Annotated in this window: 14 protein-coding genes, 1 tRNA gene, 3 rRNA genes and 1 pseudogene; 3 read left to right on the top strand and 16 right to left on the bottom strand. The window is 38.5% G+C overall.

What is annotated here, in order from left to right:
• Positions 1-35: 35 nt before the first annotated feature.
• A complete protein-coding gene (locus tag ACPUVN_RS10625; protein WP_426360338.1) occupies positions 36-1,307 on the bottom strand; it encodes a valine--pyruvate transaminase in 1,272 nt (423 codons plus the stop codon).
• 406 nt (positions 1,308-1,713) lie between these two features.
• On the opposite strand from ACPUVN_RS10625, the gene ACPUVN_RS10630 reads away from it, so the two are divergent.
• Both ACPUVN_RS10630 and ACPUVN_RS10635 read left to right on the top strand, forming a co-directional pair.
• Positions 1,714-2,856, top strand: a complete 1,143-nt coding sequence (locus ACPUVN_RS10630; RefSeq protein WP_426369064.1) for a methyl-accepting chemotaxis protein — start codon at positions 1,714-1,716, stop codon at positions 2,854-2,856.
• An 8-nt stretch (positions 2,857-2,864) separates the two neighbouring features.
• Complete coding sequence (locus ACPUVN_RS10635) at positions 2,865-3,701, top strand: nitrate- and nitrite sensing domain-containing protein (protein ID WP_426360336.1); 837 nt, start codon at positions 2,865-2,867, stop codon at positions 3,699-3,701.
• Positions 3,702-3,734: 33 nt separating this feature from the next.
• Here ACPUVN_RS10635 and ACPUVN_RS10640 read toward each other — a convergent pair whose 3' ends face one another.
• The 9 genes from ACPUVN_RS10640 to ACPUVN_RS10680 all read right to left on the bottom strand — a co-directional run bounded on the left by ACPUVN_RS10640 (position 3,735) and on the right by ACPUVN_RS10680 (position 14,523).
• Positions 3,735-4,373 (bottom strand): phosphotransferase, encoded by a 639-nt coding sequence (locus ACPUVN_RS10640; RefSeq protein ID WP_426369065.1) that lies wholly within the window; start codon positions 4,371-4,373, stop codon positions 3,735-3,737.
• Positions 4,334-4,789 (bottom strand): hypothetical protein, encoded by a 456-nt coding sequence (locus ACPUVN_RS10645; RefSeq protein ID WP_426369066.1) that lies wholly within the window; start codon positions 4,787-4,789, stop codon positions 4,334-4,336. Before ACPUVN_RS10645 ends, ACPUVN_RS10640 begins: the two co-directional genes overlap by 40 nt.
• Positions 4,777-5,664 carry a DMT family transporter gene (locus ACPUVN_RS10650; protein ID WP_426360334.1) on the bottom strand — a complete coding sequence of 296 codons (888 nt, stop codon included), beginning with the start codon at positions 5,662-5,664 and terminating at the stop codon, positions 4,777-4,779. Before ACPUVN_RS10650 ends, ACPUVN_RS10645 begins: the two co-directional genes overlap by 13 nt.
• 117 nt (positions 5,665-5,781) lie before the next feature.
• On the bottom strand, positions 5,782-6,603 hold the full coding sequence (locus tag ACPUVN_RS10655; protein ID WP_426369067.1) for a zinc-dependent peptidase: 822 nt from the start codon (positions 6,601-6,603) through the stop codon (positions 5,782-5,784).
• Between the two features lie 198 nt (positions 6,604-6,801).
• Positions 6,802-8,400, bottom strand: a complete 1,599-nt coding sequence (locus tag ACPUVN_RS10660; protein ID WP_426360332.1) for an ABC-F family ATPase — start codon at positions 8,398-8,400, stop codon at positions 6,802-6,804.
• Positions 8,401-9,177: 777 nt separating this feature from the next.
• A 5S ribosomal RNA gene (gene rrf / locus ACPUVN_RS10665) occupies positions 9,178-9,292 on the bottom strand.
• 201 nt (positions 9,293-9,493) lie between these two features.
• A 23S ribosomal RNA gene (locus tag ACPUVN_RS10670) occupies positions 9,494-12,389 on the bottom strand.
• Positions 12,390-12,799: 410 nt separating this feature from the next.
• A tRNA-Ile gene (locus ACPUVN_RS10675) sits at positions 12,800-12,876 on the bottom strand.
• Positions 12,877-12,976: 100 nt separating this feature from the next.
• Positions 12,977-14,523: ribosomal RNA gene (locus tag ACPUVN_RS10680) — 16S ribosomal RNA — on the bottom strand.
• The 16S, 23S and 5S rRNA genes sit together here with 1 tRNA gene alongside, the layout of an rRNA operon.
• 981 nt (positions 14,524-15,504) lie before the next feature.
• Here ACPUVN_RS10680 and ACPUVN_RS10685 point away from each other — a divergent pair.
• A pseudogene (locus ACPUVN_RS10685) lies at positions 15,505-15,892 on the top strand (YkgJ family cysteine cluster protein).
• Between the two features lie 192 nt (positions 15,893-16,084).
• Here the strand turns inward: ACPUVN_RS10685 and ACPUVN_RS10690 are convergent.
• The 6 genes from ACPUVN_RS10690 to ACPUVN_RS10715 form a co-directional block, all read right to left on the bottom strand.
• Entirely contained in the window at positions 16,085-16,408 is a 324-nt protein-coding gene (locus tag ACPUVN_RS10690) for a hypothetical protein (protein ID WP_426369068.1), read from the bottom strand.
• 157 nt (positions 16,409-16,565) lie between these two features.
• A complete protein-coding gene (locus tag ACPUVN_RS10695; RefSeq protein ID WP_426369069.1) occupies positions 16,566-18,521 on the bottom strand; it encodes a DNA topoisomerase III in 1,956 nt (651 codons plus the stop codon).
• A gap of 83 nt (positions 18,522-18,604) precedes the next feature.
• Positions 18,605-18,937 carry a PBPRA1643 family SWIM/SEC-C metal-binding motif protein gene (locus ACPUVN_RS10700; protein WP_426360328.1) on the bottom strand — a complete coding sequence of 111 codons (333 nt, stop codon included), beginning with the start codon at positions 18,935-18,937 and terminating at the stop codon, positions 18,605-18,607.
• Positions 18,938-19,168: 231 nt separating this feature from the next.
• Positions 19,169-22,309: an efflux RND transporter permease subunit gene (locus ACPUVN_RS10705; RefSeq protein WP_426369070.1), complete on the bottom strand. Its 3,141-nt coding sequence runs from the start codon at positions 22,307-22,309 to the stop codon at positions 19,169-19,171.
• Positions 22,310-22,326: 17 nt separating this feature from the next.
• Complete coding sequence (locus ACPUVN_RS10710) at positions 22,327-23,928, bottom strand: efflux RND transporter periplasmic adaptor subunit (RefSeq protein ID WP_426360326.1); 1,602 nt, start codon at positions 23,926-23,928, stop codon at positions 22,327-22,329.
• Positions 23,928-25,403 carry a TolC family protein gene (locus tag ACPUVN_RS10715; RefSeq protein ID WP_426369071.1) on the bottom strand — a complete coding sequence of 492 codons (1,476 nt, stop codon included), beginning with the start codon at positions 25,401-25,403 and terminating at the stop codon, positions 23,928-23,930. Before ACPUVN_RS10715 ends, ACPUVN_RS10710 begins: the two co-directional genes overlap by 1 nt.
• Positions 25,404-25,485 lie beyond the last annotated feature (82 nt).

Genomic DNA, 25,485 nt, shown 5'->3' on the forward strand with positions numbered 1-25,485 from the left:
GCTCTAAGTTGCTCAATAAATTAATCCGTTTGGTATTAGACTTGAGCTAATTCAAGTTGCTCTTGGTAAACCGCTCTCACTTCATCAGCGATTATTTTTACGCCTTGCTCTACAACAATGTCGTCTTGTGCGTAAGATATACGTATACACTCATATTTATGCTGCCAGCTATCATCTATCCCAATAAAGAAGTCTTCACCAGGAATAACTAATACACCTTTAGCTTTCAAACGCTGATATAACGCTTTTGAATGAATAGGTAAACCTTCAAACCAAACCCATAAGAAAATAGCGCCTTCTGGTTTATGTATTTTAAAAGGTACATCAGCAAGGTTATGCTTTAAAAGCTCAACTGTTTTCTCTGCTTTTTGTTGATAAAAGGCCTTAACGTGATTTGTTAATCCTTGAATATCATTATTATTAAATAAGTTTTTACTTAACGCTGGACCTAAATTACCGCAAGAAAGATTAGTGATGATATTTGCATTGGTGAAGTCTTTAATAAACTTCTCGTTAGCAATCACAATTCCCGTTCTAATGCCTGGCAAACCGAGTTTAGATAAACTTAATACAACAATAGTATTTTCATTCCAGTAAGGTTTAGCGTCAGTAAATAAAATATTAGGAAATGGTAAACCATAAGCACCATCAATAATTAATGGAATGCCCGCTTCTTTAGCTAACTTATCTAAATGAACAATCTCATCATCAGTGATCACATTACCTGTTGGATTTGTAGGGCGCGATACCGACAAAGCAGCCATGCTGTTATCAATGCTTAATTTAGAAAAATCTACATGATATTTAAAAGTATCATCATCTATAATTTCAATGCTAGGTTTAGTTGATGAGAAAAACTCATCTGATAATCCAGCATCGGCATAACCTATATATTCAGGAGCTAGAGGAAAATGAATAGTCTTTTTATCGCCATTTGGCATTGTGCCTGCCAACATATTATAAAGAATGAAAAAAGCTGACTGACTACCATTAGATACAGCAATATTTTTGTCGCTAACAGCCCAGTTAAATTCTTTGGCCAAATAGTTAGCTAATTGCTCACGAAAACCTTTCTCACCTTGAGGAGATTGATAAATGCCTAACAAGCTATGACGAGCAACAGGATCTTTTACAATAGCCGATAATTGTTCTTCAAAATAAGCTTCAACTTCTGGCACTCTTCCAGGGTTCCCCCCGCCCATAAATAACATATCTGGGTTTTCATTAAGTGCGCTACCTAGGTCATCCATTAATTCAACAATGCCTGATTTTCCAGTGAATTTTTGGCCGAAGTTAGAATAATTCATTTAAAGTTCTCGTATCTAATAAAGTGTTAATGTGACAGCAATTAATATTAATGCCTAATATCTTTCAATAACCTTAGCACGGGTTATATATCCCTAAATGATACACTTAAAGCTATTCAAAATAAGCTCTAAACACATATTTTTTCTCGAAATAATGTAACGCTTAATGAAAAGTTAAATACCTCTCATATTAATCTTCAATCATTACCATCATGATGCCTTTTAAAACATTTTCACCATTTAAGTGCAACATCAACACAAACGACAATATATACCTCTTTAAAATCAATAGATTAACTCTGGCTCATGTTTTGCTACATGCTTAAATAACTTTTATTAATTTGTATTCACCTTGTGTGCTTCAAATTAAGCAGTCTGAAGCGAATGTCGATAAGGATCATGTATTTTGAACTTGCTGTTATCACCTATCAACTCCCTCATAAAAATAGCGGGGATCACCTACGTAACTATTTTTATCTTGCTCTACACTATTGCTCTTTATGCCGCATCGTTAACATTACAAGGCATTAGTTTAGGTGTTATTTTTTTATGCTATTTTTATTTAGTGCTTGGCGTAGCTTTAATCATTCGAAATCAAATAAAACATATAACTCAGGTGCTAGAGAAAATAAATGTTCACGACTTTGATCACAGAAATGTTCATTTCAATAGTTTATTCAACACCAAGTTATTAGAACAACTGTTACGTACTTACAGAGAGTTAGGACGTATAAATAACTATCATGAAGAACGAAATAAAGAAGTAGAATTTTCAGCTGTTCAAGTTATCGAAACATCGTCAAAAGTTAAAATAAACGTGCAAAAGCAATCTGACGCCACCACTTCTACTGCTGCAGCCATCGAAGAATTAAGCCAATCGATCAATGAAGTAAACCAAGAAATATCAAGCACTCATGAATCCTCCCGCTTAGCTTCAGACACTACAGAGCAAGGTAAACAATCATTAGACTTATTAAATGTTGCCGTAAATGATGTAAGCATACGTGCTCAATCTACGCAAAAGCGCATGGTGCTACTAAATGACCTCGTAAAAGATGTAGGAAAGATCACTGAATCCATTCAACAAATATCCCAACAAACCAACTTATTAGCACTTAATGCCTCAATAGAAGCAGCGCGTGCAGGAGATATGGGCAGAGGTTTTGCTGTTGTTGCGACAGAAGTTCGTGAGCTTGCATCAAAAACATCTAACGCTACCGACCTAATTGTTAGCAACATAAATTTAGTTTTAGCAGAAACAACTGAAATCGTTAAAACCATGACAGAAGTTGTAGATAAAACAGGACACAGCCTAGAGCAAGCGGCATTAGTTAATAGTTCGTTTAGTGAAATTTATGCCGCGACAGACAAGGTAAAGTCGCGTATGGAAGCGGTTAGTGCAGCATCACATCAGCAGGCTGCAGCGACCCATGAAATAGCCGAACATATATCACTGGTTGTGATTGGCGCACAAGAAAATGCCAACATAGCAAATCAGTCAGAATCGGTAGCTAATCATCTACGTAAACTAACAAAAACGGTTGTTTAGGAGTATTTATGGAACATCTATTTATAAGCGCTATCGTATTTTTCATCATCAGTGCCTTTGCTATAAGAAAAATCAAAAAAAATAAAGTTAAAGCATCGCAACTAACAGGTATCAATTATATAACGCAGTTAAAACCACTTATCTCGTTAGTTCAACAACATAGAGGTTTAACCTCGGCATGGTTAAACGGAGATGAAAGCGTAAAAGCTAAACGTAATAGTCTTCAAAAAGATATAAAACAAGTCATTCATTTATTAAATACAACTGACTTAAAAATGAATGAACGGTGGATGAGTTTTAGCGATCATTGGGAGCGCATGCTTGAATTTAGAATTAAGCCATCAGTAAGTAACAGCTTTGATCAGCATTGCTCTCTTATTAAAAACTTATCTTATTTATTGGAAGATACTTCTGAAGCATACTTTCTAACTTCTGAGCATCACAATGGTTTTCCTAATATAGGTTACGCATGGCGTGAGTTGGTTGTATTAACCGAAAACATAGGACAAGCAAGAGCTATAGGAACAGGTGTTAGTGTACAAAAGCATTGTTCAAGTGTAGATAAAATAAGGTTGAATTTTTTAGCTGAGAATATGAAAAACATATCAGCTGATACTTTAGATGGTTTACATTACTTACCAGACGAAATAGAGAAGCATAATAGCTATATAAAAACAGCCAAGTCGAAGATTAAAGCGTTAACTTTGGTTATTGAAAAGGATTTGGTAAACACTGTAGAAATAACACTTAAAAACCAAGATTACTTCGCCATGGCAACGACAACGATAACGGCTTTTGATGACATTTTTTATCACCAAGTTGAGCAATTGAAAAGATTAATATAATGGTCACCTGAACTTGGAATAAGGCGATAAAGGTTATTTTAATAAACGAGTTAAACCTATTTGAGACTTTTGTTTTAAGTAATCACACACCTTCCAGCTTTGAGGGTTCCAGCCTAACAGAAAACGATAAAAGTCTGCCCAAGCAACAGGATAAAGTCGTGTTGTTTCTTCGGCTAAAGCGTCGAAGTCGAGCGCGTTATTATTCGCTATAAGCGCCTGTTTTAGCTGAGTAAGGTATTCATCTAAAATTAAACTATCAAACTCAATAAGTTTATCTTCATCTAAACAGCTGCCAACAAGGTAGGCTAAATCTTTAACACCAGAGCCACGCCCTATGTATTGGAAATCAACGGCTGCAACTTCTTCTCCTGAAGGATGAAAACATAGGTTTTCGAATTTAGCATCACCATGAAGCAAAGTTTGAAACTTTGCGTTGTTAAGCACATTATCGATAAGCTTAGCATGGGTTTTAAACTCACTGTTTGCCATCGACTCTAACTCATCCTGTCGAGTAGCTAAATGCCAGTAGGTACCTATTTCCCATAAGTTAGTTGCAGTACTTCCCATAAACTTTGCATGAAAATAAGCTAACCACCTTATGGCAAGTCGTAAACTGTTCCAGTCAGCAATATCTATACGTTCGAAAAATCCAGCATCATCGAGATCTTCCATAATAAGTAAGGTGAAGTTATTCGCGGCATCAGTATAGCTTGCAAATAATTTAGGAACTTTACAAAAAAGAAAAACTCTCTTGGGTTATCTTTAGGAGCATTAGTTAAAGAAGCATTAGCCTGTGAAGAGTAATCTTGATAAAAGTTTGCTTCAACTTGGTAAGATTTTACTTTTCGTTGATGACTCGCTGAAGTGTTCCAGCCTCTTGGATGTGTACCTGCACTTTCAGGTGCTATCACTTTAACAATATAACGCGTGTGAGAGTTTGTACTACTACAGCGGATAATTTGCCCGTAACCACTCCATAATGATTGTACTTCTTCTTCAAGTACAATCGTTTCGTCTTTTAAAAGACGTTTTATTTCAGCTAAAACATTCATCAGATCAAGCATATGAATAAGCTCTACTTTTTCCACAGGACATTAATTAATGCACCACTGATCACTAAAGCACCGCCAATTAAAGTCGTGGTTAGCGGAATTTCACTAAACCATAACCAACCAATTAATATAGAGAAAACTACTTGAACATAAGCATAAGCCGTAGCTTTATTTGCATCCGCACTGTGTAGCGCTTTAGTTAAACCAACCTGCCCTATTTGAGTAAAAATACCGACTAATACAAGTAAACCTAAAGCAGGTAATGAAGGCATAACAAAGTCACTACCTAATAAAGCAATGGCAATAGGTAGAGAGACAAAAGGAAAATAAAAGATGATCACTGAACTATCTTCAGTTTTAGTTAACTTCTTCACTAAAACATACGCAACAGCGCTACCAAAAGCACCTAAAACAGCCGCTCCAATACTTAGCCATGAATATGGCATAGTTGATAATTCAGCACCTGAGAATTGCATGTTAGGCGAAACCATAACACCTAAACCTAACAGGCTAACTACAATACAAAGCAATGTAGAACGTTGTACTTTTTCTTTTAAAAATATCACGGCAAGCACAGCTGTAAATACAGGATGTAAATATTGTAAAACAGTCGCTTCAGCTAGAGGCAAAGTGGTTACAGCATAATAAACAAAAATAAGGGCAACAGCACCTACGGTTCCTCGTGCTATTAATAAAGGTTTATTATTTCCCCATAATGATATCTTCTTACGTTTTATATCAGCATAACTAATAAGCGCCGAAACAATCGCCCTCGCTGCCACTATTTCTAATACAGGAATACCATAAGTGCTTACTGATTTAACACAAGCTGCCATAAGAGCAAAGCCAAGTGCAGAAAGGAGCATATACCAGACACTAATAGGCATAGAGTTTTTTAATGATAAAAACATGAAAAGCTAATTAAATAAGGAAGTATTGAATGATATATTTTACGCTTATCATTTTAGGAATAGTAGCGCTGTTAAAATAAATTTATACAGCACTATTAAACAGGAGCTGTTAACGAATTACCAATGAACAGGATCAACTTTATAATATTGTTTTAACTGTTGATAAAGCGCAGGATATTGATGATTGAATTGATGTGATTGCTCAAAAAACACCTCACTAACAACAGCAAAAAATTCGGCTGGATTTGTAGCACCGTAATAATCAAAAAGTGACGATTTACCTGATTCAGCCTGTTTCTTAAGTATTTCAAATTGTTTAGAAAAAACATCAGACCAAGACTTATAATTCTGATTTTTACCTAAAATTGGGGCTCCATTAGCACTTCCATCTTCTTGGTCGAGTTGATGTGCAAACTCATGAATCACAACATTATGTCCATCATCTGGTATTTCAGCACCTTGTAAAGTATCTTGCCAAGATAATACTATTTTACCAATTTCCCAAGACTCTCCTGACAAGGCGATTCTATTTGTATATTGCACACCATCTGCATTTCTTATTTGCTGTTCTTTAACAAAGGCACTTGGATAAACGAGTATGGTATTTAATTTAGGGTAGTAATCAGTTTTCCTATTGAGTAACAATAAACAAGCTTGCGCTGCGATCGTTATTCTTATCTCATCAGTTATTTCAATACCGTTACAGCCAACGAAATCTTTTTCAGCTAGAAAGATCTGGATATGTTGTTTTAGTTGTAATTGTAAGTCGGTTGGCATTCCTTTGAAATAAGGCATGCGACGTTGAATGATTTTACGCCATGCTTTGCTAAAAGGCTTTTTTCTAATAACATCGCGTTTATATTCACGCCAATAAGGTTTACCTACTGAAAAACCAATAAGTAACACACAAATAATAATGGGTAAAAGAAATGACAACATAATAAATTTTCATAGATAAGCGTTATTATGAAATTGGTGCAGTTAGGTGAAATATCAAGTGATAGTAAGTTGATTAATTAATTATTCAACTTGAAGTTAGAGTATAAAAATAAAAAATGCCAAGCAGTTTGACCTGATTGGCATTTTATCAATACTCACTAATTTTTTAGTGACTTAACATGTTATTAAATCATGAAGCTATTGGTTTGCATTTTTTTGATTATCAAAGTATTCATCTAATGTGCCTTGGAAATCGACAACTTTTTTATCTTTAATATCAATGATACGTGTCGCTAAGCTTGATACAAACTCTCTATCGTGGCTTACAACAATCAAGGTACCTTCAAATTCTTTAAGTGCATCATTCAATGCATCTATCGCTTCGATATCCATATGGTTGGTTGGCTCATCCATAATCAAAACGTTTATGTCTTGCATCATTAGCATACCGAATAGAAGACGATTTTTCTCACCACCTGAACAGTTACGCGCTTTTTTATTGGCATCGTCATCTGTAAATAACATACGACCTAACATACCACGAACCGTTAAATCGTTATGACAAGGTCTACGCCATTGCGACATCCAATCCATTAACGTTAATTCGTTCTCAAAGAAGTGTCCACTATCTTGTGGGCAATAACCAACAGATGCATTTTCAGACCACTTAACTACACCTTCAGTAGGTTCTAATTCATTCATCAAGCAACGTAAAAAAGTAGTTTTACCTGCGCCGTTTTCACCAATAATGGCAAGCTTAGCACCAGCTTCTAGCAATAAATCGCCATTCTTAAATAGTGATTCACCATCGAAACCATGCCCTAAACCTTCAAGTTCTAATGCTTGGCGATGCATTTTCTTACCCGCAGCAAAAGAAATTTTAGGTGTTATACGACTTGACGCTTTAACATCATCAAGTTTAATTTTATCCATCTTCTTAGCACGAGAACTGGCTTGTTTAGCTTTAGAAGCGTTTGCACCGAAACGGTTAACAAAGTCTTGCAGCTCTTCTATTTCTGCAGCTTTCTTCTCATTACCGGCTAAAAGTTGTTCACGTAATAAACCTGATTGCGCTAGATAGAATTCATAATTACCTGGGTATATACGTAACTCACCGTAATCAATATCAGCCATATGTGTACACACTTCATTAAGGAAATGTCTATCATGCGAAATGATAATCATGGTGCATTTACGTTTGTTTAGCTCGTCTTCTAACCAACTAATAGTATGAATATCCAAGTTGTTGGTAGGTTCATCAAGTAGTAAAATATCAGGGTTAGCAAATAAGGCTTGAGCAAGTAACACACGAAGCTTTCTACCAGGCGCTACTTGTTGCATTAAACCGTAATGAAAAGACTCGTCAATACCTGCTTCTAGTAATATTTCACCCGCACGACTTTCAGCACTATAACCGTCCATCTCAGCAAATTGACTTTCTAAATCGCCAACACGCATACCATCATCTTCACTCATCTCAGCCTGAGCGTAAATTGCATCTCTTTCTTGCTTTACTTTCCATAAAGCAACATCACCCATAATTACAGTATCAATAACGCTGTATTTTTCGAAAGCGAATTGATCTTGGCTAAGTGTACCGACTTTATTTCCTGTAGAAATAGAAACATTACCAGAGGTAGGAGTAAGCTCACCTGTTAGTATTTTCATGAAAGTCGATTTACCGCAACCATTAGCACCTATCAAACCGTAACGGTTACCGTTGCCAAATTTAGCCGAGATGTTTTCAAACAAAGGCTCAGCGCCAAATTGCATTGTAATGTTCGATGTTGTTATCAAAGGAGTTTCCTAGATTTTTGCTAATGATTATTACAGGCTTATTGAAAAATATAATTACTCATACTTAACTAAAAGACTTAAATTTAAGGTCGCATAGTATACAGGAATAAACGGCTAGCCCCTATCAAACATTACAAAAAAATACAGCTATTTATTATATTAACAGCGCATTTATATCAGCTATCTTGATAAACAAGGATATGTATTAAAAGAAGCTAAACTCATCTTTAATAATTTATAAATTTGAGAGTAGATCAATAAGAATTTATAGGATTGACAAATGCCGTGATTACAGCGATTATTTGAAAGTAATGAAGTGATTAGGTTCGTAGAATTAAACGTACGTTCGTATTAGAGAACAACGTTTAAACCATTTACCATTGGAAGTGTTAGTTTATAAACTTGGTTGAATGATAAACAAAGTAGAGACTTGTTGTGTGTAAATGATAGCTCTCACATTAGAGAAAAAACAACAATACATATTAACCAGCTGAGTTATTGGCTCCCTTTATTTTACTCACAAAAAAAGGCTATCCGTTAGGATAGCCTTTTTTTTGAATTAGAAGCCTAGCAATGACGTGCAAGGAAGCACTAATGCCGTGGGCACATGGATGTGCAGGAGCGGCGTCCGACTATGCTGCATCAATGAACGGCCTTTAGGAGAATACAACTAACAAACGCGTCCTAGCTTCGCGTCTAGAGTATGAACTTTAAAATTTTTCAAACGCCAGAAAGCAAAAAACCCGTAGCATAAGCTACGGGTTTCTTTAAATAGAAGCCTAGCAATGTCCTACTCTCACATGGGAACTCCCACACTACCATCGGCGCTACTGCGTTTCACTTCTGAGTTCGGAATGGGATCAGGTGGGGCCACAGCGCTATTGTCGCTAGACAAAATCGTTTTGTATAGAATGCATTCTATACAATTAATAATCTTAGAAAGCTAAGTAATGCCTCAGCACTACTTTATATAAATACTATTTTCTCTTATTCACACGTTGTATACGTGATGGTGTATTCCTACACCTACCTCTCGGTAATATTGTCAGTCTTCACACAATTCACTTCATAGCCAAAACTATTTAGGTGTTGTATGGTTAAGCCTCACGGGCAATTAGTATCAGTTAGCTCAAGACCTCGCAGTCCTTACACACCTGACCTATCAACGTTGTAGTCTCCAACGACCCTTTAGGGAGCTTAAAGCTCCAGTGAGAACTCATCTCAAAGCCTGTTTCCCGCTTAGATGCTTTCAGCGGTTATCAGTTCCGAACGTAGCTACCGGGCAATGCTATTGGCATAACAACCCGAACACCAGCGGTTCGTCCACTCCGGTCCTCTCGTACTAGGAGCAGCCCTCTTCAATTCTCAAACGCCCACGGCAGATAGGGACCGAACTGTCTCACGACGTTCTAAACCCAGCTCGCGTACCACTTTAAATGGCGAACAGCCATACCCTTGGGACCGACTTCAGCCCCAGGATGTGATGAGCCGACATCGAGGTGCCAAACACCGCCGTCGATATGAACTCTTGGGCGGTATCAGCCTGTTATCCCCGGAGTACCTTTTATCCGTTGAGCGATGGCCCTTCCATACAGAACCACCGGATCACTATGACCTACTTTCGTACCTGCTCGACGTGTCTGTCTCGCAGTTAAGCTGGCTTATGCCATTGCACTAACCGTATGATGTCCGACCATACTTAGCCAACCTTCGTGCTCCTCCGTTACTCTTTGGGAGGAGACCGCCCCAGTCAAACTACCCACCAGACAGTGTCCCCAAGCCCGATTAGGGCCCTAGGTTAGAACATCACGCATACAAGGGTGGTATTTCAAGGTTGGCTCCAATGTATCTGGCGACACATCTTCAAAGCCTCCCACCTATCCTACACATGTAGGAGCAATGTTCACTGTCAAGCTATAGTAAAGGTTCACGGGGTCTTTCCGTCTAGCCGCGGGTATACGGCATCTTAACCGCAATTTCAATTTCACTGAGTCTCGGGTGGAGACAGTGTGGCCATGATTACGCCATTCGTGCAGGTCGGAACTTACCCGACAAGGAATTTCGCTACCTTAGGACCGTTATAGTTACGGCCGCCGTTTACCGGGGCTTCGATCATCAGCTTCGTCCGAGGACTAACCGAATCAATTAACCTTCCGGCACCGGGCAGGCGTCACACCGTATACGTCATCTTTCGATTTTGCACAGTGCTGTGTTTTTAATAAACAGTTCCAGCCACCTGGTTACTTCGACTCTCCTGTGCTTACACCGCAAGGGTTTCACACGAGAGAGCGTACCTTCTCCCGAAGTTACGGTACTATTTTGCCTAGTTCCTTCACCCGAGTTCTCTCAAGCGCCTTAGTATTCTCTACCTAACCACCTGTGTCGGTTTGGGGTACGGTTCCTATATATCTGAAGCTTAGAAGCTTTTCCTGGAAGCATGGCATCAACAACTTCAACTCCGTAGAGTCTCGTCTCGTATCTCAGTGTTTAAATGAAGTCCCGGATTTACCTAAGACAACCACCTACTTACTTTCACACGGACTACCAACGCCGTGCTTGTTTAGCCTACTCCGTCCCTCCTTCGCAATATATAGAAGTACAGAAATATTAATCTGTTTCCCATCGACTACGCGTTTCCGCCTCGCCTTAGGGGCCGACTTACCCTGCCCTGATTAACATGGGACAGGAAACCTTGGTCTTTCGGCGGGGGAGTTTTTCACTCCCCTTATCGTTACTCATGTCAGCATTCGCACTTCTGATACCTCCAGCATGCTTTACAACACACCTTCAACGGCTTACAGAACGCTCCCCTACCACTTGAACCTAAGTTCAAATCCGCAGCTTCGGTGACTAGTTTAGCCCCGTTACATCTTCCGCGCAGACCGACTCGACTAGTGAGCTATTACGCTTTCTTTAAAGGATGGCTGCTTCTAAGCCAACCTCCTAGCTGTCTATGCCTTTCCACATCGTTTCCCACTTAACTAGTACTTTGGGACCTTAGCTGGCGGTCTGGGTTGTTTCCCTCTTCACAACGGACGTTAGCACCCGTAGTGTGTCTCCCGCATATCACTCATTGGTATTCGGAGTTTGCAAAGGGTTGGTAAGTCGGGATGACCCCCTAGCCTTAACAGTGCTCTACCCCCAATGGTGTTCGTGCGAGGCTCTACCTAAATAGATTTCGGGGAGAACCAGCTATCTCCCGGCTTGATTAGCCTTTCACTCCGACCCACAAGTCATCACCGCATTTTTCAACATACGTGTGTTCGGTCCTCCAGTTGATGTTACTCAACCTTCAACCTGCCCATGGGTAGATCGCCGGGTTTCGGGTCTATACCTTGCAACTAAACGCGCAGTTAACACTCGCTTTCGCTACGGCTCCCCTATTCGGTTAACCTTGCTACAAAATATAAGTCGCTGACCCATTATACAAAAGGTACGCAATCACTAGACTAAATCTAGCTCTCACTGCTTGTACGTATGCGGTTTCAGGTTCTATTTCACTCCCCTCACAGGGGTTCTTTTCGCCTTTCCCTCACGGTACTGGTTCACTATCGGTCAGTTAGGAGTATTTAGCCTTGGAGGATGGTCCCCCCATGTTCAGTCAACGTTTCACGTGTGCCGACCTACTCGATTTCATGGTAAGTTTATTTTCGTGTACGGGGCTATCACCCTGTATCGCTCTACTTTCCAGTAGATTCCACTAACTTACAAACCACTTAAGGGCTAATTCGCGTTCGCTCGCCGCTACTAACGAAATCTCGGTTGATTTCTTTTCCTCGGGGTACTTAGATGTTTCAGTTCTCCCGGTTCGCCTCGTTAAGCTATGTATTCACTTAACGATACCCGCCTTACGACGGGTGGGTTTCCCCATTCGGACATCTCAGACTATAACGGTTTTTATCACCTTATCTGAGCTTTTCGCAGATTAACACGTCCTTCATCGCCTCTAACTGCCAAGGCATCCACCACATACGCTTAGTCACTTAACCATACAACCCTAAATAGTCTCGAAAGATATTCAGTACAAGAAGGTGACAAAACCTTCCCAATTGTAAAGTCTGACATTTTCACGCACACAAAGTGTGTCTTGAATAAGAGTTGATAAAACCTTACGGTTTTATCGGGTTGATTACATTTCCGAGGAGGAAACATAATCACCATTATTACTTCCCGATAAAAGAAGTAACAACAGCTTGGTATTTATAACGTACAAACAACAGCGCGACACCGTTGAGTGCTATATAAATACCGGTATTTATATCAGCTTTCCAGATTGTTAAAGAATCAATTTCCAGTACGCATTCGACTGAAAAATTTGGTTTAAAAAACCAAATTTAAATCATCTCATTTTACACGTTGAGATACGTTAAATTTGGTCTCTTTCTTTAAAGAAGAAATTTGGTAGGTCTGGGCAGACTTGAACTGCCGACCTCACCCTTATCAGGGGTGCGCTCTAACCAGCTGAGCTACAGACCTATTGTATTCAAATTTCTTCTATTTCGTTATCAGGCAATTTGTGTGAACACTCAGAAAGTACATTTGCATGTAAATTCCATTAAAACGTTTTACTTCAAGATAAGGAGGTGATCCAACCCCAGGTTCCCCTAGGGTTACCTTGTTACGACTTCACCCCAGTCATGAATCACAAAGTGGTGACCGTCCTCCCCGAAGGGTTAAACTAGCCACTTCTTTTGCAACCCACTCCCATGGTGTGACGGGCGGTGTGTACAAGGCCCGGGAACGTATTCACCGTAGCATTCTGATCTACGATTACTAGCGATTCCGACTTCATGGAGTCGAGTTGCAGACTCCAATCCGGACTACGACAAGCTTTGTGGGATTCGCTCCACCTCGCGGTATTGCTGCCCTCTGTACTTGCCATTGTAGCACGTGTGTAGCCCATCCCGTAAGGGCCATGATGACTTGACGTCGTCCCCACCTTCCTCCGGTTTATCACCGGCAGTCTCCTTAGAGTTCTCGCCATTACGCGCTAGCAAATAAGGATAGGGGTTGCGCTCGTTGCGGGACTTAACCCAACATTTCACAACACGAGCTGACGACAGCCATGCAGCACCTGTCACTACTTTCCCGAAGGCACGAAACTATCTCTAGTAACTTAGTAGGATGTCAAGGGATGGTAAGGTTCTTCGCGTTGCATCGAATTAAACCACATGCTCCACCGCTTGTGCGGGCCCCCGTCAATTCATTTGAGTTTTAACCTTGCGGCCGTACTCCCCAGGCGGTCAACTTAGCGCGTTAGCTACGCCACCCACAGATCAAGTCTACAGACGGCTAGTTGACATCGTTTACGGCGTGGACTACCAGGGTATCTAATCCTGTTTGCTCCCCACGCTTTCGTGCCTCAGTGTCAGTCTCTGTCCAGGTAGCCGCCTTCGCCACTGATGTTCCTTCCAATCTCTACGCATTTCACCGCTACACTGGAAATTCCACTACCCTCTACAAAACTCTAGTTTGCCAGTTCAAAATGCAGTTCCCAGGTTGAGCCCGGGGCTTTCACATCTTGCTTAACAAACCACCTACGCACGCTTTACGCCCAGTAATTCCGATTAACGCTTGCACCCCTCGTATTACCGCGGCTGCTGGCACGAAGTTAGCCGGTGCTTCTTCTGCGAGTAACGTCACAGATATAAGTTATTAGCTTATACCCTTTCCTCCTCGCTGAAAGTGCTTTACAACCCGAAGGCCTTCTTCACACACGCGGCATGGCTGCATCAGGCTTTCGCCCATTGTGCAATATTCCCCACTGCTGCCTCCCGTAGGAGTCTGGGCCGTGTCTCAGTCCCAGTGTGGCTGATCATCCTCTCAAACCAGCTAGAGATCGTCGCCTTGGTAAGCCTTTACCTTACCAACTAGCTAATCTCACTTGGGCTAATCAAATGGCGAAAGGTTCCGAAGAATCCCCTCCTTTGGTCCGTAGACGTTATGCGGTATTAGCAGTCGTTTCCAACTGTTGTCCCCCACCATAAGGCATATTCCCAAGCATTACTCACCCGTCCGCCGCTCGTCAGCAGAATAGCAAGCTATTCTCTGTTACCGCTCGACTTGCATGTGTTAAGCCTGCCGCCAGCGTTCAATCTGAGCCATGATCAAACTCTTCAATTATAAATCGTTTGTGTAACCTCATCGCAAGCGATGTGTTACTGCTCAATGAATTCTGTCGTGTTACCTACATAAGTAAGTAACTACATAAAACGTATGATTCAAATCCGAAGATTCAAATTATACTTTTTTGTGTGACATCATATTAAGCTGTTTTAACGTCTTCTTAATTTACGGTATAAATACCGTGAAGTTAAGCCGACTATGTAAAATCAATCTTAATGTGAGTGTTCACACAAATTGCATGATAACTAATTGTTAAAGAAATATTCTCGTTGAGAATAAAGAGGTTAATCGCATTCGTTAAGCTCTTGTTGCTGCAGGCCTTGCCTGAAGCGAGATGCGCATTCTACGCAACTCAGTTTTGATGTCAACAACTTTTTGAATTCTTTTTGATTTAATTTCAAATCAAATTCTAAGTTATCTCATGTCTAATTAATCAGTTAAGCTTAACTAAACATCTCAAAACTCTCACTTCGCTATCCATATTAAGTGAACTAAGTATTTCCTATACTTAGCTTCTCTTGGTTTCCCTTAAGAAGTGGAGCGCATTTTAAGGATTTGAGCCGCCCCGTCAACTGTTTTTTGTTAATTATTTGAATTTAATTTCAAAGCGTTTATTAAACAATCAAATCATTCAAAAATCATGCGAATTTGGTAATAATAGTGGAGCTATTACAGCTCAACAATGAACAAATAGCTTTTAATCAGATATATCTAAGAGTATTTATTCGTCATTTTCAGCGCATTATCATTTTATTATGTAGATTCATCACATAATAAAAGATCATATTTGTATTAATTAACAAAAAATATAAGAAAAAACATATTCGACACTTAACTATCTTTAACATTATTAGTTAAATACTGTCTTTAAGATGTTTATAGCTTAGCTAATTTATTCTAGTCATCGGTGCTACAATCATTTTTATATTTCTTGTTTAGCTGATTTATTATTTTTATTGATATAAGTAGTGTGCGTTTATGAAAGATTGTAACCAATGCGGTAAGTGTTGTATTAAATATGGCGGAGAAGATCTTTCAGCAACTAAAGAAGAGATTGAATCTTTGGGAGATATTTCATCCTGAAATCTTCGAATATGTAAAAGGTGATGAGATTTGGTTTGATCCTAAGTCTGGCAATAGTCTAAAACAGTGCCCTTTTTTAGAAATAGCCCCTAAAGCGAATTCTCTTGAAGCAAATAAGTATACTTGTAGTATTTATTTCAATAGACCTGAAGATTGTAGGCTATACCCAAGTTTAATTTCTGAAATGGTTAGAGATGAATGTGAAATGATTGAAGCTATAGATATAGCTAAGCCTAAACAAGCTCAAATAAAACTAGATGTATTGATGATAGATAGTAGGTAATAAGTAAAAGAAGTGATTGTGATTCAGTAATTTCCTTCATATTAATTATAAAGGAAATTATTGGAATGATATTTCGCTATCAGTATTTGTATAAGTAATAGCGCTATTAACAGAGTCATACAATTAAGGTAGTTATATGTAAGCTATGTTTTGATCTCTAAATATAACTAACTATCTATAATTTTCTACTAACTATCTTTTTGAGCTGCCCGCCTTTTTCATTTGTACTACTTTACGTGCTATATCAAGTAATTCAGGTGCTATGTCGTCGGCACCGTCTTTAATTAACTTTGTTACATCGCCTGATGAGTAAAAAGCACCACGTTCAGACTTAACACCTAATGATCTAACATAATCTTTAGTTTTACCTGTACTGCCAGTATCAATATATTTGAAAATGATTTGTTCATTCAAACTTTGTGGCTGTTCTTTTAACATGCTTACGTCTTTGGTAAGTGATTCGATTTCATCTTCTAGATTTTTAATTAATTCGGCAAGGCTGTTATATGGCTTCATTCAGGTATGACTCTTATTGTGTCGCTAGTGCGAAGATCTGACTCTACTAGGTAAAGTAGTAGCATTAATATAAACATTGTAACGTTAAATTGAATGAGTAAATAGCTCAGCGGTTAAGTCTATCTAAAGATTTTTTATTAGACTTAACTGATAATACCTAAGCAGATGCCTTTTTAGTTCTTCGTTTACGGGTAAATTTTCTTGGTGCTGTTGTTTGTGGTAGCCCAGTAAAAGTTACATTTTTAACTTCATCAATCAGTTGATGTAAGTTTTGTTCTACTCCACCTATAAACGTTTGATAGTTTATAGATTGATTACTAATCGACTCTAGTTGCGATTCCCATAATGCTGTCATATCTGGTTGTGATATTTGTGCTGGTAAAGCGGTTATTAACTTACGCCCTATTTCTGTTGCTCTTATTTCTTTACCTTTACGCGTTAAAAACTGACGCTTAAATAGTAATTCAATAATACCTGCTCGTGTTGCCTCTGTTCCTATACCATCTGACTCTCGTAACGCCTTTTTAATATTTGCATCGGTAACGTAGCGCGCTATCCCCGTTAACGCAGCTAATATAGTTGCATCAGTAAAAGGTTTAGGTGGACTCGTATTCTTTTCTATCAAGTTACCTTGCAAACAATGTACGGCTTCACCTACTTTTACTTCTGGTAGTTTTTTAGCCGAAAATTCATTATCTTGTGAATTAGCCGCATTATTGTTAGTAGTAAGGCTTTGTTTATTTGCAGTTGAAGGTGAAAACAAGTCTTTCCAGCCATTTTTAACAATATCTTTTTGTTTGCTGATAAAGAGACCACCATCAATAACGGTATCTATTTGTTTGTCTACGTATTCAAAATTTGGATAAAACTGAGCGATATATTGACGAGCAACTAACTCATAAATTTTAGTTTCTGTGGCAGATAAAATGCCTGTTGGTTTATTTTTAGCCGTTGGGATAATGGCATGATGAGCGCTAACTTTTTTATTGTTCCAAACACGGCTTTTTTTCTTTAGATCAGCTTGTTTTAAACTAACTTCTAATTTAGGTGAAATTTGACTTATAGCATCAGTAACCGCTGGTACATCGTTTAAATGTTCCGTTGGTAAATACTGACAATCTGATCTTGGGTAAGTAATGAGTTTATGTTTCTCATAAAGTTGCTGACAAGTATCTAATACTTGCTTGGCGCTCATACCAAAAGCTTTTGCCGCTGCAATTTGTAAACCTGACAAACTAAACAGTAGCGGTGCTTGTTGCTGCTTTTTATCTTGGCTAACTTTTGTTATTTTACCTGGTTGATTAGTAATACGATTAACTACGGTTAACGCCAGCTTTTTAGATAGCACACGTTTTTCTTCATCCATGTAAGGTTCACAGGCTTTACTTGGCTGCCACTTACCTTGAAATGTTTCACCACTTGGCGTTGTTATATCGGCTAATACTTCATAAAAAGGTTTTGAGATGAAGTTATCTATTTCTATATCTCGGTTAACCACTAACCCTAATATAGGTGTTTGTACTCGCCCAATAGATAATACGCCTTGATAACCTGACTTTTGTCCACGCAAAGTACATAAACGTGTCATGTTTAAACCGTAAAGCCAATCTGCTCGGGCTCTTGCAAGTGCTGATACAGCTAAAGGTAGGAAATTTTTGTTTGGTTTTAACGCGTTCACAGATTTTTTTACTGCGGCGAAGTTCATATCGCTGATCAAACAACGTTGAGCATTATCTATTTTGCTTTTAGAAGCACCACAAAAACTTATCGCTTCATCTACAAGTAACTGCCCTTCTCGGTCAACATCGCCTGCATTTACAATATAATCCGCTTTTTTAACAAGCTTCTTTATTACGGTAAGTTGTTTTCTAGTTTGTGATTTAGGCTTGAGTTGCCATTTCTGCGGTATGATGGGTAAATGTTCAGCCACCCATTTTTTGTATTTAACATCATAATCTTCTGGTGGAGATTGTTCTAATAGATGTCCAATACACCAAGTAACTACATCGCCATTGCCAGCTTCTATAAAGCCATCATTTTTTTTATGTGGCTTAGGTAGCACATCAACAATAGCTCGAGCTAAACTGGGTTTTTCTGCGATAAATAACTTCATGACGACATTTTATTTTTTATGAATAACAAAACATCGTAACTGTTGTTTTATACAGTATCAAGTAATAAATATTCTAAGGCTAATTAGCCACAACATTTTTTGTATTTTTTCTCGCTGCCGCATGAACAAGGATCATTACGGTTAGGTGTTTTATCAAAAGTAGTGGTTACTGGTTTATTAAGAATAACGTCAAGCTCGTTGGTATTCTCGTCAACGCTACTATCTACTGTAATGTCAGCGAATAATTCGTTTTCAGCAACTAAGGCTTCTACTTCTAATTTACGTTCATCAGAAGCAACAACTAAGGTAAGAGGATTTTTCTCTGTGCCAAGTTTAACGGTGCGTTTAGTGTTAAAACCTGTTGTTACATGATTATGTCTGGTATGAATACGCCCTTTGTAATACAGATCGTGCATTATTTGCTCCCGCTAGTTAAAACCATAATTTAAGCGCGGCAGTATAACGCAAAGGGATAAATAGTCGACAGGTATAATGAGGAATAAGCGATTTAAAGTAAATATCGTGCTTCTTTGAGATTTTTAACGAAAAATATCACTTAGCGCCAATATCAATATGAACATTGAGATCAGTATTAATATAAACAATAGCGCTGAGTGATTTTATCTTTTCTTCGGTTTTTTAACAGATTAACTGTTCTTTAATGATGATGAACGCCATAAGTAAAATAATGCAGGTAAAATTAATAGCGTTAGAATTACCGCACTTAACATGCCGCCAACCATAGGTGCTGCTATTCTACTCATTACTTCTGATCCCGTTCCCGTGCCATATAAAATAGGCAACAAACCAACAATAATTGCTACTGCTGTCATCATTACAGGACGAACACGTAAACCTGCACCATGTAAAACAGCTTGCAGCACATCCGCTTTTGTCGTGTCTATGTTACGTTCTTGATGATCATTAAGCATTTCTTTATAAGCTTGATTAAGATAAACCAACATAATGACACCAATTTCAACAGCGACACCTGCTAAGGCAATAAAACCAACGCCAACAGCTACCGAAAAGTTAAAGCCCTCAAGGTACATTAACCAAATACTGCCTACCATGGCTAAAGGTAAAGTACCCATGATCATCGCGACTTCAATCACATTTCTAAAGTTTAGATATAGTAAGATGATGATAATGAATAAGGTTAATGGCACAACGTAAGCTAACTTAGCTTTAGCACGTTGCATATATTCATACTGCCCTGCCCATGCAATTGAATAACCTGCAGGAAGTTTTAGTTTATCTGCAACAACTTTCTGTGCAGCTTCAACATAAGTACCTATATCTACACCTTCGATATCAACAAACGACCAACCGTTTAAACGTGCATTTTCAGATTTGATCCCTGGCGGTCCATCTTCAATAAATACATTAGCGACATCGCCTAATGAAATACGCTGTCCTGTAGGTGTAACAACCGGCAGCAGAGATATTTTCTCAGGTGAATCACGGTAATCTTGAGGATAACGTAAATTTACGGGATAACGATCTAGCCCTTCAACTGTGTTTGTTACATTAATACCACCAATAGCAGTTGATATAACTTGCTGTATCTCAGCTATATTTAACCCATAACGTGCAGCCTTCGCGCGTTGAATATCAATTTTCACATAACGTCCGCCAGCAACACGCTCTGAATAAACAGATGCCGTACCAGGAACATCTTGCAGGATAACTTCTAGCTGCTTCCCTATATCTTGAATAACAGAAAGATCAGCCCCTGCTACTTTTATCCCAACAGGTGTTTTGATGCCTGTGGCTAACATATCAATTCGAGTTTTTATTGGCATAACCCACGCATTAGTCACACCAGGTAATTTAACCAGTGCGTCTAATTCTGCTTTCAAACTTTCAGGTGTAACGCCAGCTCTCCATTGATCTTGCGGTTTAAACTGAATAAAGGTTTCAATCATAGTTAATGGTGCAGGATCGGTAGCGGTTTCTGCCCGTCCCATTTTACCAAATACCGTTTTAACTTCTGGTACTGTTTTGATCAACTTATCGGTTTGTTGCAATAATTGTCGAGCTTGCCCGATAGATATTCCAGGGTACGTTGTTGGCATATACATTAAATCGCCTTCATCGAGCGGTGGAATAAATTCACTGCCAATTTTATTTAATGGATATATTCCAATAGCCAGTACAACTAAGGCTACTAATAACGTGATTTTAGGAAAACGTAACACTGTTTTTAAAGCAGGCATATAAAGATAGGTTAAAAATCTATTTACTGGATTTTTATGCTCTGGTAATACTTTGCCGCGAATAAAGTAGCCCATAAGAACAGGAACTAAAGTAATAGCTAATGCAGCAGAAGCAGCCATGGCATAAGTTTTAGTAAAAGCTAATGGCGCAAACATTCGCCCTTCTTGTGCTTCTAAGGTAAATACAGGGATAAAACTAACAGTAATGATCATCAAACTGAAAAATAATGCAGGTCCAACTTCACTGGCTGAATCAATAACCACTTGCCAGCGGTTTTCATTGGTTAATTTTTTTCCTTGAGATGTTAGCTTTTCCATATGCTTATGCATGTTTTCTATCATGACGATCGCTCCATCTATCATGGCACCAATCGCAATCGCAATACCACCAAGCGACATAATGTTAGCGTTAAGTCCTTGAAAATGCATAACGATAAAAGCTGTTAAAATTCCCACAGGTAAACTTACAATAGCAACCAAAGATGAACGCACATGAAACAGAAAAATAATACAAACTAAAGCGACAACACCAAACTCTTCTAGCAGTTTGAAACCTAAGTTATTTACCGCGCGTTCTATTAATGCTGAACGATCGTAAACAGGAACAATTTCAACGCCTTCAGGCAGTCCTTTTTTAAGTTCTTCAAGTTTTGCTTTTACGCGATTAATTACCTGTTGAGCATTTTCACCAAAGCGCATAACCACAATGCCACCAACAGTTTCACCTTCACCATTAAGTTCGGCAATACCTCGACGCATTTGTGGACCTGTACCAATATCCGCGACATCTTTTAACAGCAAAGGTGTACCATTTTCGTTAACACCTAAGGGAATATTTTCTAAATCATCAATACTTTTTAAATAACCTGTCGCTCGCACCATGTATTCGGCTTCAGCCATCTCGATAACTGAAGCACCAATTTCTTGATTACCTTGTTGAATAGCCCTTTGAATAAGAGAAAGCGGAATACCAAAAGCGCGGAGCTTTTCAGGATCAACATTGACTTGATATTGCTTAACCATACCGCCTAAAGCGGTAACTTCTGATACACCTGAAAGGGTTTGTAACTCATATTTTAAAAACCAATCTTGTAAACTGCGTAGCTCACTTAAATCATGTTGTCCTGTTTTATCGATAAGCGCATATAAATAAACCCAACCGACACCAGTGGCATCAGGACCTAATTGAGATTTAGCATTACTAGGCAAATTAGGCACAACCTGACTTAAATATTCAAGTACGCGTGAACGAGCCCAATATAAGTCGGTATCTTCATCAAAAATCACATAAACATACGAATCACCGAAAAAAGAATAACCTCGCACAGTAACAGCACCAGGTACTGACAACATAGCGGTAGTCATAGGGTAAGTTACTTGCTCTTCCACCACTTGCGGTGCTTGACCTGGATAACTTGTTTTTATTATTACTTGCACATCAGACAAGTCTGGCAAGGCATCAATCGGGGTTTTATTAACAGAATATAACCCTGCAGCCACCAATAAACAGGTCGCTAGTAACACAAAAAATCTATTTCCAACGGACCAACGAATTATAGAAGCAATCATAAATATAAACTCCTAAATTAGTGGTGTGAATGATCAATGACAGGCTTGTCATTAGACATTGGGTCATTAAGCATTTGCTCTTTAGGCGTTAAGCCATTAGACATTTGCTCATCAAGGACTTTAGTATCAGGTACTTCAATATCTATAATCTGATAACCGCCCGCAGATTTTTTGTTTATTTTAACGCGAACATGTCGACCTTCTGTTAGCTGAGAAAAATCTACCGCATCTATAGCCGTAAAATCCATAGTCATTTCTGGCCAGCTCCATTCAGGAATAGGATCATGAATAAGGGTTAACATTCTATGATCAGCCATCGTGCTTTCTACTTGAGCGTTTACCCAAACGGATGATGGTTCATAAGTTTCGTCTTCAATGTTTTCAGGTTCCATACGTTTAAAGTCAGATGTTTTACTTGATTCAGAATCCAATAAGAATTGAGCTGAGCTTACAACACTTTCACCTTCAACTAAGCCTGCTAATATTTCAACGCTGTTTTGATTATAGCGCCCAACTTTAACTTCAATAGACTTATAATTACCTTCACCTAATGCAAGAACAACACGATTTTGTGTGCCCGTTCTGATCAGTGCTTCTTTCGGGATAAGTAGCGCACTTTCATTACCTGAGGTTTGAATAGTAATTTGTCCAAACATGTTAGGTTTAAGTTCGTTGTTGGTATTATCAAATCGTAAACGTGCAATTGCTGTTCTAGTTTTAGGGTTGAGCATGGGATGTATGTGTTCGACTTTTCCTTGCCACTCTTTATTAGGTAAATAATCTAACGTCATCACAACATCATTACCCATAGCCAGTAACGAAGATTGACGTTCGAATACTTCTGCTTTTACCCACACTTGGCTCAAATCTATAATTGATAGCATCATGGTTTCAGGTTTAACAAAAACACCTTCTCTGATCGCTAAGCTTTCAACAACACCACTTTGTATGGCATAGAAAGTCACATTCTGTTGAATTTTGCGTGTAGCACGTAATTTTTCAATCGCTTGATTAGGTAAGTGTAATGCTGCTAAACGATTTTTAGCTGCACTAATAAGTCGATTATTCTTACGATCTAATGCCAGTAAGAATTCTTCTTGTGCATTTACCAATTCAGGAGAATAAATATCGTATAAGGCTTGGCCTTTTGTAACAGGGTCGCCTACAGCTGAGATATAAAGCTTTTCAATCCAGCCTTGCACACGAGAATGAACATTAACCAGTTGTTCTTCGTTGTAAGTGACATAGCCAACAGTATTTATTATCGAATTTAAAGGTTTTATTTCTGCTTGAGCGATCCTTACCCCTAAGTTATTTTCAACATTGGAAGAAATGCGGATTGTACCAGCACCTTCATCAGGACCTGCGCCGTCGTCATCATAAACAGGAACAAGATCCATCCCCATCGGTGACTTACCAGGTTTATCTTTTTTAAAGTTTGCATCCATTGGTGCAACCCAATAAATAGGTTCTTTTGTGTCTTTAGTCTTACTCGACATTTCATGACTACCTGATTGAGTAGGCATTATAAAATGGTAAGCAACAAAACTTATTATGCTACCTAAAACTAGCCCAACAATAACGCCAGTTCTCATTCCTGTATTTTTATTATTACTCATTATTTTTCTCCCAAAATAGCGGTAGATTGTGAGCTATTGGTCATACTTTTATGGTTTTCGTAGTGAGTCGATTTAACTCTTGCAACTTTTACACTACCAACAAGCAAGTAATTTAACTCAAGATGTATTTTTTGCTCTTCTACATTAAGGGCTAGATCTTCAATTTCAGTATTCAATACAGCAATCCTTGAACGAACAACTTCAGAAAAATCACCATCATTATTTGTATAAGCGACTAATGCTGCTTCTACTTGATCATGCATTTGCGGAAGTAATTTTGTTTTATATAAATGTTGTCTGTTTTTAAGACGCAGTAATCGACCTTTCGCGCTAGCAAAGCTACCAATGAATTGTTTTAGCATTAAGAGTTTTTCTGTTTTAACGGCTTCGGTTTGGTGAATAGCTGACTTTACTTCTTTATCCTGCTTATTCTCGGTGAATAAAGGTAAATCGAAAGTTACACCTACTGAAAATAAATCAGCTCGGCCGCGCCCATCAAAATCATCAGCACGGTAGCCGTAACTTGCGTTAACTCCCCACTCTGGTTTGTATTTTTGTTTTGCTAACGAAATACCTGTTTTACTCGCATCAACCTTCTTTTCTATAGCAATTATAGAAGGATGATTAATAAAAAAGGCGACGAGTTGATTCGGCTTAAGCTCATTGCTTTGATAAATAAGTTCATGATTAAGTAAATCGACATCTGGAAGCTGAGAGCTCAAATTAAAATGAAACAGAGCTAAGTCAGCAATGATTGAATCGTAAGAAGTATCTGTAATGTCGTTTGAGTTACCTGAATCATTTTCTTGAGATAAGTTAACCAACCATTGAGATAACAAGCCTTCAAAACTACTTTGCTGTTGCTGAAGAATGTCTAACCTATCATCTAAGCGTGTTAACTCTAATTGCGCTCTAACAATATCTTGTTGCCTAGTTTTACCTAACGCTGAAGAGTAGCTTGCCTCGCTAATTTGTACTAACTGCTCAAATAGCGCTCTATTGGTTTCTATTAAAGTAATGCTCTCTTGTACTCGATAAGCATCTAGCCACAAGCTACCTACAGTAACCGCTACCTGAGATTTTCTATTTTCTCTTTGATAAGGGTACATTTCACTTTGAGTTTTTAGCTGCTCACTTTTGATTTTTAACGTATCGCCACGAGGGAAAACTTGCGATATACCCACTTGCGCTTGGGTCATACCTTCTTGAGAGAAGTCAAAACCATTAACAGGTAAATTCGCCATATTAATAGATACTTTAGGATCAGGTAATGACGTTGCCGCCTGACTCATATATTCAATAGAACGTTGCTGATTTACATTACCAGTTAACCAAGGATCGTTAGCTTGCGCGGTACTGATCGCTTTGTTGAAAGATAAAGGTTTCTGCGTTGTATTACTGAATGGTTCTATGCCATTAGCATGGAAAAAAGTAAAAGCTAAAAGCCCATTTAACATTAATTTATTGATAAACATAACCGCCCCAATAGGGATTCTAATTAAAAGTTTAATTCATAAGGTTATTTTGAAAAGGTATAGAGAGTAATACCGAATTCAA

The sequence above is a fragment of the Pseudocolwellia antarctica genome (assembly GCF_049933045.1).
In the GTDB taxonomy this organism is placed as follows: domain Bacteria; phylum Pseudomonadota; class Gammaproteobacteria; order Enterobacterales; family Alteromonadaceae; genus Pseudocolwellia.